This is a genomic window from Calothrix sp. CBUCES-K 9914 (assembly GCF_059640475.1).
In genome coordinates this window covers 27,298-40,160 of record NZ_JBXXZH010000015.1, presented here as the reverse complement: position 1 = coordinate 40,160, position 12,863 = coordinate 27,298, and the positions used below count along the sequence as shown (strand labels likewise).

Genomic DNA, 12,863 nt, shown 5'->3' with positions numbered 1-12,863 from the left:
TTGTGTAAAGACGCGATTTAATCGCGTCTCTACGATCAAAAAAATTGATACGAATGAGAGATTGACACAAGTATCAATGCATGTTAATGATTAATCTTCTTAAGTAAGCAGAAAACTTTATTGGTCAGGTAATAATACGTGTCTTAATAAAAACTTTACAATTCAGGTACTTAAAATTTACATTTCTATGGGTTTATTGAAAGATTAGGTAAATTTTCGGCTTTTGGGTGTTCATTAGTAATTTCGCTTGACTATGATTGAGTGAGATGGAAAAACCTACGTAAGAGCCGAAAGAAAACACTGTGTCTGCATATATTCCTGATACACCGAGTTCTATTGCTCGTAAAGCGATATTTGATAACAGCCTACATTTGAGTGATTACTTACAACAGCCAGTACACCCCTCTGTTGTAAGTTATACTAAAAGGCTCATTGACATTATCGGCGCCCTCGTCGGTCTAACAATAACGGCTTTTGTAATGATACCAGTAGCGATAGCAAATTTATCTTACGACCGAGGACCCATATTTTATAGCCAAACTCGCTGTGGACTACACGGAGAAACTTTTAAGATTTGGAAGTTTCGTTCTATGGTTGAAAATGCTGACAAACTTAAACATTTGGTAAAGAACGAAGCTCAAGGGCATATATTTAAGTGTGCCAATGATCCACGTGTTACTCCAGTAGGTAGATTATTGAGACGTTCGAGCTTGGATGAACTTCCACAGTTTTGGAATGTTCTCAAGGGAGAAATGAGTTTAGTCGGTACTCGTCCACCAACCGTTGATGAAGTAAAACAGTACCAGCCACATCATTGGACACGTTTGTTAGTGAAACCCGGAATGACCGGACAATGGCAGGCAAATGGTCGTTCGAGCATCAAAGATTTTGAGCAAGTAGTTCAAATGGATATTGACTACCAAAATAAGTGGTCGCCAATATACGATTTGAAGCTTATTTTCAAAACCATTTTGGTAGTGATAAAAGCTTCAGGAGCATATTAGAAATTTGAGATTTGAGATTTGAGGTTTTAGATTTTAGAACTCTATCATCCTTTAACTCCGCTGCCAGCATCGGTAGGAACGATATAGCGTTGTAAAAATAAAAATAGTATCATAACAGGGGCAATCGAAATTACAGAACCAGCAGCTATTAGGCGCCAGTCGAGTGAAAACGCACTTGCGAGTTTTGCCACTCCAAGCGGCAACGTGTATAAATTTTCATCTTGGATAACAATAAGTGGCCACAGAAAATCACTCCAAGCACCAATAAATACAAAAATTGCGAGGGTGACAAGTGCAGGACGAATTGCTGGCAGCATAATATTCCACCATATACCTAATTCTGAACAACCATCCATACGCGCGGCTTCTTCAAGTTCTTTGGGAACACCTAAAAAAGCTTGTCTGAGTAGAAAAATGCCAAAGGCAGAAGCTAAACTAGGAAAAATTATTCCCAGGTAAGTATTTCGCAACCCTATTTTTACTGTTAATATATATAAGGGAATCATGACAATCTGGAATGGAATCATGATTGTTGTAACAATAGCAGTAAAAATCCAGTTGCGTCCGGGAAAAGATAATCTAGCTAGCGGGTAAGCAGCTAAAGCACAAAAGACAAGGTTTAAACTAACAGTAAGCAACGCCACTATAGTACTATTGAACATATATTGTCCAAACGGATTAGTTTGCCACACTGTAATGAAATTTTGGAATGTCGGTTGTGCGGGTAGTAGCTGCGGTGGTGTCTGAAATATATTTTCTGTTTGCGATTTAAAAGCAGTACCGACTAACCATAGTAAGGGGAAGAGTGTTACAAAAGCGCTAACACTCAACACTGTGTACATTAATAAAGTTTTAACGAGCGAGTTTTTTAGTAGCATTTGTTTAATGTTTATCAATAATAATGTAGAGACGTTACATTTAACGTCTCTACGGACATGGTATTATTTATAATGTTATATTGATATGCTGCAACTGCTCACAAAACTTTTGCCAAGCACTCTCAAAAGAGACTTTATTACAAAAATCTAAACAATTGCTGCTGTAAACTGTTCGATTATGGATAATTTCTTCTATTGCAGCAGGAATTTCGGATGAGTGATTTACCAAAACACCTAGCTGATAATCTTGGATGAAGGAGAAAGAGGAGAGTTTAGAAGCAATTATAGGAGAGCCAAAAACGAGACTACGCATTAGTTTTCCAGAAGAAAAGCCTGTGTATTCAATATTTAGACCTGTATTACGGTAAAGTGCAAAATTTCCGGCACAATATGAAACTAAAGAATTAAGTTGACTTTCTGATATTGGCTCATAGCTCCAAAAAACTTTATTTGCGACTTCAAGATGAGACAACTGTTTACGATAAGTTTCGATTTTTTCACTAAATCGACTATGAAGTATTAAAACTGCTTTTTCATGCCAATAAGGGACACTGCATAGAATTTCAGGAATTTGCTTATTTTCATCAATAGAACCCGCATGTAAAAGTGGTATAGAGTCTTTTGGTATTCGTAGCTTTTCATGCCAATTTATTTCCTCAATGCAAGCGTTCATTATTGGTATATTAGGTAAAAAAGCATTAGGTTTTGCACTGACATCGAGTTCTTTACTCAAATAATAAAAACGTTGCGGGTCTGGCAGTACAAGCATTGCCGCGTTTTTAACTGCTTGCTGTTCTAAATTAGCCCAATGATTGTTAGGCCAGCAGCTAGGAAATTCATCATTAAAGTAAATAAATGGACACTTACTTGATTTAGCAATAATGTCTGCAATATAAGCACCGATTTGACCTAAGCCAAATACACAATAATAGCTGCTTGGCCATTGGAACTGGAATGCTAAAAAAATAGACTTAATTTGGTTTAGTTTGCTTTGCAGAGGCAGTTTAGGTTCTTTGAAATACTTAATATTAACTGTATCTGGTAACAAATTACTATAGTTAGCAATTTGCTCCTCCCAAAGGTAAAGGTCTATATTCCAGCCCATCTTTGCTAAATAAATCACAGAATTCAACGCAAAGGGCATTGTATCTAGCCTTGCTGCATTCACGTGATGTGGATAATGCACAAAGGCAATTTTTTTATGCTTCATAAACTGTATACAACTTTCAACGGAATTAACTTTAACCGCACGACACTTGGCACCCTTTTGTTGCAATTTGCAAACACGCTCGATTCAATGTGATAATTATTGCATAATACATCATTAAATTAAGTATTTTTAGTATAAATAAAATTTTGGCTACAGATTTCAGACTGCTTGAAGAACTCGGAAATCTTACCGAAAAGTTATATAAATCACATTTTCAGTGCAGATGTATTGTAATGGTTTATCCCAGGTTTCAATAAGTATTTGTGGTAAATATGCGGATTCAAACACAATGCCGATAGTTGGTATAGATTGCCACTCAGACATACTAAGCATTCGGTCATAATATCCGCCACCGTAACCTAATCGATATCCTTTGTAGTCACAAGCAACGCATGGTACTAAAATCAGGTCAACTTCGCTACTGTCAATTACAGGAGCATTGCTATCTGGTTCAGTGATACCGTAGGCGCCTATGTTGATGTTGTCTCCAGGTTTCCAGAGGCGCCAAGATAAATGTTTTCCTACGCAGCGAGGAAAACCCCAACGGTAATTAGAGTTTGAATATAAAGGACTCAAATCAGGTTCGCTACGGAAACTGAAGTAAGCAAGGATTGTTTTGGCTTCTGTCAATATATTAGAGTTAACCAACTGCGCGCAGATGCTATTACTTTTTTCACGCCACTCGGTTAAGGGTAGTGTAGCGCGCGTTTGCAACAGGTTTTTACGAAGCAGTACTTTGTCAAGCAAATAATTGACCTAATTCACTCTATACAATTTAATATGTAATTTAAAAATTCAGCACTATGTTCAACGCTCTTGCAATCGATTCCCAATATTCTTCTTCCAAGACTCCTGCTAAACTCAGAACTCGGCTATTATCAATACTACGAATTTGTGCAACATCAATGTAACTAATTGTAACACGTGTGTTTTTTGCCCGAACTAGAAAGCACGCATTAACTAACTACCAAAAAGTTGACAATCGCTATCATAGTTGTTACACCCCTTAAGTCTCCTTACCATGACTGCTACTATAAATTCGTCTACCAACAAGAAAGCTTGGGCAAATGTTATGTCCCAACCAGCAAAAGAATTTACTCATACTCCATTACCTACTATCTCAGGTGAAATACCGTCGGGCTTGCGTGGTACTCTTTACCGTAACGGACCAGGTAGATTGGAGCGTGGTGGTGTTCGTATGGGACATTGGTTTGATGGAGACGGCGCCATTTTAGCCGTCAACTTCACAAATTCTGGCGCCAGTGCAGTTTATCGCTATGTTCAAACTGCTGGTTACAAAGAAGAATCTACTGCCAATAAGCTAATATACGGTAACTATGGAATGTTGGCACCTGGTTCAGTTTGGAATAAGTTATTCAAAGGTCTGAAAAATGCTGCTAATACTTCGGTTCTAGCACTGCCAGATAAATTATTAGCTTTATGGGAAGGTGGTAGACCTCACGCTTTAAATTTACAGACACTGGAAACTTATGGAGAAGAAAACTTAGGCGCCTTGGGTGATAAACTACCTTATTCTGCTCACTACAAGCGCGCCGCAGATACAGGTGAAATTTATAATTTTGGTGTTACTCCCAGCTTAAATTCAACACTACATCTATATAAAAGTACTGCCAGCGGTCGAATTATTCAGTCAAAGGAGCATCATATTGATGGTGTGCCCCTAGTCCATGATTTTGTTCTAGCTGGACAGTACTTAGTATTTTTTGTTTCACCTGTACGGGTGAATTTATTAGCAGCAATTACTCGTTCAAAATGCTTTAGCGATGCAATCGAGTGGCTACCAAGTAAAGGTACTCAAATAATAGTTATTGACCGTCAAACGCTCGATATAGTGAGTCGTGGTGAAACTGAACCTTGGTTTCAGTGGCATTTTGGGAATGGTTATGTTGATGGTTCGGGCGCCGTAATTGTAGATATTGCTCGGTATGATGACTTCCAAACAAATCAATATTTAAAGGAAGTCGCAACAGGTGAAACACACACAGCAGCAAAAAATTACTTATCGCGCGTTTGTCTCAACCCTCAAACTGGTAAAGTCAGCAAAATTGAGAAATTATTTGAAGGGGGGTGTGAATTTCCGCTTGTTCCATCTGAATATGTAGGCAAAGAGTCACGCTACACGTATTTATCAACATTTCGACCAGGAACTGATATTAGTAAAGAGGTATTAAACGCAATTGGACGCTATGACCATCAGAAGGGCACCTTTACAATGGCTGATGTGGGAGAAAATCGTTACCCTTCTGAACCAATTTGTGTCAAAGACTCAGAAAACCCATCACAAGCATGGGTAATTACCGTTGTGTATGATGGAAAATCTGATGCTAGTCAGGTTTGGATTTATGATGCAGACAGATTAAACGATGAACCTGTTTGTAAACTTGAATTACCAGGCGCCGTACCTCACAGTTTTCATGGTACTTGGAAAAACTCTTAGAGTAATCCAAAAATTAAATTATCCGTAGGATAGGCGTCTCGCCTGTCCTACAGATGAACGGACAGGCGAGACGCCTATCTTACATGATTTATTTGGGATGTTTTTTTAATTGGAATACTCTTTTAAACTTACGCCTCTACATCCAACTAACTTACTCCTCGTAACTTACGAGTGTTGTCAACCAAACTTTGAGCAAATTGATCAAATCTTTGAGAAAGTTTTTCGTCTAAAAGTTTACCTTCAGGGCTAAAAGCTTTCCATGCTTGACCAATAGCTATCTGCTCAAGGATAGACCATGTGTGAGTCCATCTGAGAATCACTCTCAAATCGTTAAGTGCATTACTATTTTGTTGTCCACCCAAAATACTAATAAATCCTGCGACTTTGCCAGATAATTGCTCAAAGCTCATTAAATCAAGAGCATTCTTCAGCACTCCGCTCACACTGCCATGATACTCAGGAGTAACTAAAATTAACCCATCCGCACCGCTAACTGCATCCTGCATCCGCTTCACATCTGGATAATCTGGGTACTCATCTCCACCATCACAGAATGGTAATTTTATCTGCCGTAAGTCCAATATCTCAACCTCGGCGCCGAGTGCTTGAACTCGTTGTGCAGCTAATTCCAAAGCCATCTGCGAATATGAATCTTTTCTAAGACTACCCGCAATTCCGACAATTTTCACCATAATCTATCACTCATTAAACAGTACTAAGGACTTTAGTTTTTCCTCAAACAACTAACTCATAATCGTTATGACTTCATATTAGCAACTAAATGTGAGATTGTCAAATTACGAAGAAGAGAGTAAAAGTACTAATGATGAGTTCGGCACCTTTCTCTGTGTAGAGACGCGATTAATCGCGTCTCTACGTGACGGGTGTGGTAAAAATAATTACTTTGTACTTAATATATTATGACAATGCACAGGCGGGGACGCCTGTGCTACGGGATAGATTATTTGTTTAAGTTGATGGGGGTGATGTGGGAGGAAAATTTAGTTAACAATAAATAGTGATGTCTTCCCCACAATCAGCGAGATAAGTCAAAGCTTTAAAACGAAGTTCTATTAATTGTTCGTAGAAAGGATTTAGTTTACATAGAGGGGGAATATGAAGAATTGTACGCTTGAAGAGTGTAATGTTTCGTTCAAATGGGCAAGTAGCGGGTATGAGTTGGCAAAGAAAATGTGCTTTTTGGAAATCGTTAATTTTTATTGATTCCAGCCATTGACGAACAGGTAATAAGATAAGATTAATCATAATATGCAGAATTAACAGGTAATGGGTAATTTGGTTGTACTTTTAAGCAGGCAACAACTAAGCAGGCAACAATAATTTCTCAATTAGGAGACGCTCGGTGTTGGAGTTACTATCCATGAGTAAGTTTTTTGCTTCTTCATTGACTAATAATTGTCCACAGGAGTTAGAACTGAAATCTTTACCAAGTACAAATCCGGCTTGCAATAGTTTTTTTATTGTTATTCCACTTACTGCTTCTAGTATGTAATTACAGGCTTTGAGATTGGGAAAGTTTTCTATAGTCCAATGAAAAGCCGCAATATCTATTTCAGATAATTCAAGGATTGCCGCTGTGAAAACGTTTGCTGTATAATTAGAGCCTAATAAAGCGCAAAATGTTTTTTCGCAAGACTCAACGCGCGTTTTATCGCGCATTTTCAGAACATTAATTGTTTTCGTTAGGCTGAAGTTAAATAATTCTAAGTCATTTTGTGCGTACATAATTTTACTACCTAAATCTCAGCTATAAAAATTTGTTATATGCAGGCGTTAACAGCAAAAGTTGTTTTCTTTTCGCTTACCTCTGAGCTTAAAGACCAATTATGCAGAACTTGTGGAGATAGGTCTACCTTCACAAAACTTTACAATTTTAATATTGTTATTTACGACCTAAGACTGATGTAATAATTCATTAAACTAGAATTTAGTCCTATCAATGATAGGCACCTTTACAAAAGGTAATGATTTGAAGGAAGCTATTTCCATCTTAGGGCTGATGTAATCTGAGCGGGTAGCTTCATTGCTTTAAAGGGTTTTGTTATAATTGCTCGTACTCCCAGTTCCTCAAATCGTCGTTGGTCTGCGGCTTGTACTTTGGCTGTTAATAAAATTACGGGTATAGACTGAGTTGTAGGATTTGACTGCAATGCATTGAAGGTAGCAATACCATCCATATCAGGCATCATTACATCTAGCAGGATTACATCTGGTTGTTCTGTACTAGCTTTTGCTAAACCCTCACTTCCAGAAGCAGCAGTGGAAACTTTCCAACCACCTACTGCTTTCAGGGCAAGTTCAGCTACTGCTCGAATATCAAATTCATCGTCAATGATTAGAACGTGTTTCATAAGTAGGGTGCGTGACGCTACCAAAATTTTAAAACGAAGCACGAGTCTAGTGGCGTCACGCACCTTACTAGTTTTCAATTTTGAATTTTGCCTTTAATTATGCGGTTAAGCAAGATAATTACTCGCTGCTCAAATTCTTGTGGAGAAATACGTCCTTTGGTAAAATATACAGTCTGACCAAGTTTTAATCTTTGGCGGTCACTTTCATTTAAATCTTGCGCTGTATATACAACTAAAGGTACGCGACATAGGCTGTTATGTTGCCGTAACCAGTCTACTACCGCAAAACCATCGTACTCTGGTAATCCTAAATCAAGTACTAATAAGTCAGGGATAATGTTTTGACTAACCTGAAGCGCTTCTCTTCCGTTAGGTGCATGGAAAGTTTCGATACCGTGACGGTTGAACATGACAATTAGCACCTGCGCTAAATCCCAGTCGTCTTCTATAATTAGGACTTTGAGACTCTGATTATTTTTAGCTAGTGCTTTCTCTAATGCTTGGCACAATAACTTTAAATTCGGTGGTTTGACTATCCAGTCGCTAACACCCACAGGTAAGTTCTCATGAGAGTCAGGAAATAATCCACTGAGGATTATCACTGGAATATTTTGAGTATCTGCTCGCTGTTTCAGAACTGCTAAAGTTTCCCATCCGTCTATACCAGGCATCATTAGGTTAAGAAGTATTACGGCAGGATGTTGTTGAACTGCGATCTCTAACGCTTGTAGTCCTGATGCTGCTGACAATACACGGTAGCCCTCTCGTTTTAGCATGGTTTGAACGACTGCCCTAATATCTGGGTCGTCGTCACATTGTAGTATTAGTGGGGCGCCTTCATCAAAATTTACAGTTTCGTTTTGGGGTTCAGGTAGCGTTGGCAGGGTAAAAAAGAAAGTGCTGCCTACAGCTAATGTGCTTTCAGCCCAGATTTGTCCGTCATGATATTGTAAGATGCTGCGACAAATTGCTAAACCTAAACCCGTTCCACCTTTTTGACGCGAGTCAGAAGCATCAACTTGTTGAAAGCGTTCAAATATGGATTCTAATTTATTATTGGGTATACCGCGTCCTTTGTCTTGAACTTTGAACAGAATGTAGCGATTATTTTGTTTTATTTCTGCGCTTAACCAAACTGTGGAACCACGAGGGGAAAATTTAATCGCGTTACTAAGTAAATTGGTGAAAACTTGAATAATGCGGTCGCTATCTGCCCAAATATTAGCTTCAAGAGGAGAAACTGATAATACAATTTCTGCTTGCTCTGCAATTTCTTCTACCACTTCTATTGATTGAGTCATTAAGTCGGCAATATTGCAGATTTGTTTTACCATTTGAATTTTACCAGACTCGATACGTTCAATATCGAGAATGTCGTTTATTAAGCGCACTAATCTATCTGTATTATTGGCGGCAATATTCAACATCCGCTTTTGTTCTTCGGGCTGATTTTGCAGTATACCACTTGCTAACAAATCTAAGGCGCCAGAAATTGAGGTTAGCGGTGTTCGTAACTCGTGGCTAACAACTGAGACAAATTCCTCTTTAAGACGTTCCACTTCCCGACGGTCACTAATATCCTTCATAAAGCAATAGTGACCGATGAATTCCTGTTGCGGGTTGTAAGCTTTGACCATTACGATTTGTTTGTCAAAAACAGAACCATCTTTCCGTACAGCTCTAGCTTCAATTTCGACTTTGCTAGTAGTGAGCATTTGATGGTAGGCAGTAATAACTTTTGCTAGGTCTTCAGGATAAAGGGTTAGCTGCCATTCCACACCAATTAATTCTTCTGGTTGATAACCAAGCATACTCGCATACGCTGGGTTGACTTTTATATAACGTCCAGAAGTGTCCAACTGAGAAATGCCTTCTAATGCACATGAAAGCGCGTTACTCATCGCGCGTAGTTCTTCTTGCGAGCGTATTAGTTCTTGACGCTGGTGCCGTAATTCTTCATTTGCTGTTGCTAGGTCTATAGTTCGTTCCCTAACTCGAATTTCTAAATCATCATGAGTTTTGCGTAAAGCTTCTTCCGCATGTTGCCGTTCTGTGATTTGTTGTTGTAACTCTTGGTTCGCTGTTTCTAACTGTGCTGGGCTCGGTAGTGCTAAAGCTTGAGGGATTAAATATACTAACACTATTGCGGTATATGCCGAAATAACAGCTGTAATAGCTTTGATAATTCCTGATAGCCAATAAGTTGGATGCCAAAGCGTCCAAACTTCCATTAAATGAGTATTTCCACAAGCGACAATAAAAGCACCAAACAGTAGAAATACCCAGTTAAACGGTAAATCATGACGCTTTTGGACGAAATAAAACAAGGTTACGGAGATTGAATAATATGCTGTTCCAATCAACGCATCAGACATTACATGCAGTGATACTAGTCCCGGTTTCCAAAGATAGCAGTGTCCGTGAGGAATAAAGTAGTTTGTTGTAAAAAATTTATGTAATAATTCAGACATATAGCAGTTTAATTATGATTTTTAATTATGATTTTTAATTATAATTCTCAATTACTTAACAATCGATTTTGACCTGCTAGCTTTGTTTGTTCAAGAATTGCATTTGCTGTTTGGTACAAAGTTTCAACATCGGCGCCGTTTTCAGAATACTGAACAACACCCACATTGAAACTAACGCGGAACTGTTCGCCACTGTTGGCTGTAAACTCCAATTGACGTAAATTCTTGATTACTTCAGACAGGCGCCTATTACCTTCCATTTTTGTCATACCACACATTCCAATCACAAATTCGGCGCCACCCCAACGACCAACCACGTCCTCACTGCGGAAATTTAACCGTAAAATTTTACCTAAACGCGATAAAATATAATCTCCCACAGTATAACCGTACTGCTGATTAATTTGCTTGAAGCTGTCCACTTCCACAATTGCAAAACAAAATGATTGATGATAGTCTTGGCACCACTGTATACAACGAGTTATTTCTTGGATAGACTTAGGACGATTAGTAAGACTAGTTAATGCATCAGTTTCAGCTAAACTTTTCAACAAACGGGTTCTCTCCAAACGGTTAAAAATACGTGTTACTAATTCAACTTCGACAATTGGCTTATTAATGTAGTCATCGGCGCCTGCTGCAAATACCTGCTGCCTTGTTTTAGTGTCCTTATGTGCCGTCAAAAACAAGATTGGGAATGCGCTCCAACGGGGATCACTACGGGCAACTTTGCATAAATCGATACCATTAACTCCAGGCATTTCTATATCTAAAATTAATAAATCTGGATTTATGGCTGTTATTGTATCCCAAAAGCGCAAAGGATTATCAAGGGTGTAAACTTTCAAACCCCAAGGTGTAAGTACAGTTTGGAGAGTAGTTAATATGCGGGGATCATCATCTACAATCATTACTTTCGCTTCTGCCGCGCTTTGATTTTGATTTTGCAGCGCTTGAGTAACTGTTTCTAAAACTTGAGGTTCTGATACAGGCTTTTGTAAAATCCTACGTCCACCAAAACGCGCGATTTTTACGCGGTCAATTAAACTATCTTGTGCAGTAGTAACAATAACAGGTAATGGAGAAGTGCGTTTTGTTAAATCTTCGAGCAAAGACAAAGCTTTTTCTGTATCATCCCAGGAAAGGTCAAGCAATACAACATCAGGGCAAATATCTATAATTAGCTGCTTGGCTGCAATAAGGTTAGGAGTAACTTGGACTTGCATACCCCAACTACTTGCCTGGTTTATTAAACTACGTGTAAATTCAGTATCTTGGTCAATAATCAGCAATAAAGGACGTTTATTTAAGCCTGTCTGGTCTGATAACTCGCAAATATTCTCAGTATTTATACTTTGCAGACAGTCACGCAAAGTACCAACTAATTGAGAAAAGTGAATTATTTGAGAACTATCGAGCATTTCTTCATTTAAAAACAAAGATTCTATTTCACCAGCTAAACAAGAACCTTTATCTGAGCCAAACATTCCTAGCGAACCAACTAGTTTGTGAGCTTCTTGTTTTACTTTTGCTCGCAACTCTTCACCAAGCAATTTATCCTGTAATAAAATTGTGGAAGCTTCTTCAATTAAAGCAACACGCTGGCTGAGAGTTTCTGCGACCTGCTCCCATACTTGAGAAACACCAGTTGCAATTTGATTATCCTGCGGCAAGTCCTTCTGACTATGGATTTTGGATTTGAGATTTTTTTTCTTTGTTTTTTCGACTGTTTTTTCGACTTCTTTATCGGTTGTTTTCAAACGATAACCAATTCCATAAACAGTCTCAATTAAATCGCTCTTTAGTTCCGCAGCTTTAAGTTTCTGACGCAAACCCTTGATGTGTGAACGTACTGTATCATCTGAAGGAGGTTCTTCAAATGACCATAAATGTTCAATTAACATTCCGCAGCTAAATACTCGCTGTGTGTTTCGGAGAAAAAGCTCAAGTAAGCTATACTCCTTGGGTGTTAAGTGTAAAAGTTTTCCGTTACAGGTAACTTCGCAAGTACTTGGGTCGAGTTGTAGGTTTTGCCATACAAGCTTTGGTGGCAACGTCGAACCACCTCGACGCAATAGAGCGCGTATACGAGCCAATAATTCTTGAAAATCAAAGGGTTTGGCAAGGTAGTCATCGGCGCCTGCATCCAAACCCATAACTCTGTTAGTGCTGGTGTTCTGGGCTGTTAATAAAAGAATTGGTGTTTTGTTGCCTTGTGAGCGTAATTTTCGACAAAGGCTAATTCCATCAAGCTTAGGTAACATTACATCCAGCAATATCAAGTCATAATTCAAGCAATCTATAAGCTCCAAAGCTGCTTGACCATCGGGAGCAAAATCAACGGTATAATGCTGGTCATTCAAAACTTTGACCAACTTCCCAACAATTAAATCATCATCTTCAACTACGATAATTCTCATAGCGATTCTCTGTAACATTTTTTACATAATTTTTCGGATAGTTACGGCAT

At 38.5% G+C, this 12,863-nt stretch carries 12 protein-coding genes; 2 read left to right on the top strand and 10 right to left on the bottom strand.

Going from position 1 to position 12,863, the window contains the following annotated elements:
* Positions 1-302: 302 nt before the first annotated feature.
* On the top strand, positions 303-1,004 hold the full coding sequence (locus tag AC2JBO_RS05245) for a sugar transferase (protein ID WP_496952574.1): 702 nt from the start codon (positions 303-305) through the stop codon (positions 1,002-1,004).
* A 44-nt stretch (positions 1,005-1,048) separates the two neighbouring features.
* On the opposite strand, the gene AC2JBO_RS05240 is transcribed toward AC2JBO_RS05245, so the two are convergent.
* From AC2JBO_RS05240 to AC2JBO_RS05225, 4 genes are all read right to left on the bottom strand, one after another.
* Positions 1,049-1,846, bottom strand: a complete 798-nt coding sequence (locus tag AC2JBO_RS05240; RefSeq protein WP_496952601.1) for a carbohydrate ABC transporter permease — start codon at positions 1,844-1,846, stop codon at positions 1,049-1,051.
* A gap of 103 nt (positions 1,847-1,949) precedes the next feature.
* Positions 1,950-3,092: a hypothetical protein gene (locus tag AC2JBO_RS05235; RefSeq protein WP_496952573.1), complete on the bottom strand. Its 1,143-nt coding sequence runs from the start codon at positions 3,090-3,092 to the stop codon at positions 1,950-1,952.
* Positions 3,093-3,278: 186 nt separating this feature from the next.
* Positions 3,279-3,839, bottom strand: coding sequence for a 5-formyltetrahydrofolate cyclo-ligase (locus AC2JBO_RS05230; protein WP_496952572.1), 561 nt, complete (start codon positions 3,837-3,839; stop codon positions 3,279-3,281).
* Positions 3,840-3,879: 40 nt separating this feature from the next.
* The gene (locus AC2JBO_RS05225) at positions 3,880-4,008 is read right to left on the bottom strand and encodes a type II toxin-antitoxin system PemK/MazF family toxin (RefSeq protein ID WP_496952600.1); all 129 of its coding nucleotides are present in this window, start codon (positions 4,006-4,008) and stop codon (positions 3,880-3,882) included.
* A gap of 105 nt (positions 4,009-4,113) precedes the next feature.
* Between AC2JBO_RS05225 and AC2JBO_RS05220 the strand changes: the two genes are divergently transcribed.
* Positions 4,114-5,550 carry a carotenoid oxygenase family protein gene (locus tag AC2JBO_RS05220; protein ID WP_496952571.1) on the top strand — a complete coding sequence of 479 codons (1,437 nt, stop codon included), beginning with the start codon at positions 4,114-4,116 and terminating at the stop codon, positions 5,548-5,550.
* 146 nt (positions 5,551-5,696) lie between these two features.
* Here AC2JBO_RS05220 and AC2JBO_RS05215 read toward each other — a convergent pair whose 3' ends face one another.
* The 6 genes from AC2JBO_RS05215 to AC2JBO_RS05190 form a co-directional block, all read right to left on the bottom strand.
* The gene (locus AC2JBO_RS05215; RefSeq protein WP_496952570.1) at positions 5,697-6,242 is read right to left on the bottom strand and encodes an NADPH-dependent FMN reductase; all 546 of its coding nucleotides are present in this window, start codon (positions 6,240-6,242) and stop codon (positions 5,697-5,699) included.
* A gap of 313 nt (positions 6,243-6,555) precedes the next feature.
* Positions 6,556-6,816 carry a Mo-dependent nitrogenase C-terminal domain-containing protein gene (locus tag AC2JBO_RS05210; RefSeq protein WP_496952569.1) on the bottom strand — a complete coding sequence of 87 codons (261 nt, stop codon included), beginning with the start codon at positions 6,814-6,816 and terminating at the stop codon, positions 6,556-6,558.
* A gap of 57 nt (positions 6,817-6,873) precedes the next feature.
* Entirely contained in the window at positions 6,874-7,296 is a 423-nt protein-coding gene (locus AC2JBO_RS05205; RefSeq protein ID WP_496952568.1) for a hypothetical protein, read from the bottom strand.
* A 254-nt stretch (positions 7,297-7,550) separates the two neighbouring features.
* On the bottom strand, positions 7,551-7,922 hold the full coding sequence (locus tag AC2JBO_RS05200) for a response regulator (RefSeq protein WP_496952567.1): 372 nt from the start codon (positions 7,920-7,922) through the stop codon (positions 7,551-7,553).
* 74 nt (positions 7,923-7,996) lie between these two features.
* Positions 7,997-10,393, bottom strand: a complete 2,397-nt coding sequence (locus AC2JBO_RS05195) for a response regulator (RefSeq protein WP_496952566.1) — start codon at positions 10,391-10,393, stop codon at positions 7,997-7,999.
* Between the two features lie 47 nt (positions 10,394-10,440).
* Positions 10,441-12,813, bottom strand: coding sequence for a response regulator (locus tag AC2JBO_RS05190; RefSeq protein WP_496952565.1), 2,373 nt, complete (start codon positions 12,811-12,813; stop codon positions 10,441-10,443).
* Positions 12,814-12,863 lie beyond the last annotated feature (50 nt).

Excerpts from the sequence above, each read along its gene's own strand:
- AC2JBO_RS05195 (WP_496952566.1), bottom strand. The coding sequence starts at position 10,393 with ATGTCTGAATTATTACATAAATTTTTTACAACAAACTACTTTATTCCT.
- AC2JBO_RS05190 (WP_496952565.1), bottom strand. The coding sequence starts at position 12,813 with ATGAGAATTATCGTAGTTGAAGATGATGATTTAATTGTTGGGAAGTTG.
- AC2JBO_RS05220 (WP_496952571.1), top strand. The coding sequence starts at position 4,114 with ATGACTGCTACTATAAATTCGTCTACCAACAAGAAAGCTTGGGCAAAT.
- AC2JBO_RS05235 (WP_496952573.1), bottom strand. The coding sequence starts at position 3,092 with ATGAAGCATAAAAAAATTGCCTTTGTGCATTATCCACATCACGTGAAT.
- AC2JBO_RS05200 (WP_496952567.1), bottom strand. The coding sequence starts at position 7,922 with ATGAAACACGTTCTAATCATTGACGATGAATTTGATATTCGAGCAGTA.
- AC2JBO_RS05215 (WP_496952570.1), bottom strand. The coding sequence starts at position 6,242 with ATGGTGAAAATTGTCGGAATTGCGGGTAGTCTTAGAAAAGATTCATAT.
- AC2JBO_RS05205 (WP_496952568.1), bottom strand. The coding sequence starts at position 7,296 with ATGTACGCACAAAATGACTTAGAATTATTTAACTTCAGCCTAACGAAA.
- AC2JBO_RS05210 (WP_496952569.1), bottom strand. The coding sequence starts at position 6,816 with ATGATTAATCTTATCTTATTACCTGTTCGTCAATGGCTGGAATCAATA.
- AC2JBO_RS05240 (WP_496952601.1), bottom strand. The coding sequence starts at position 1,846 with ATGTACACAGTGTTGAGTGTTAGCGCTTTTGTAACACTCTTCCCCTTA.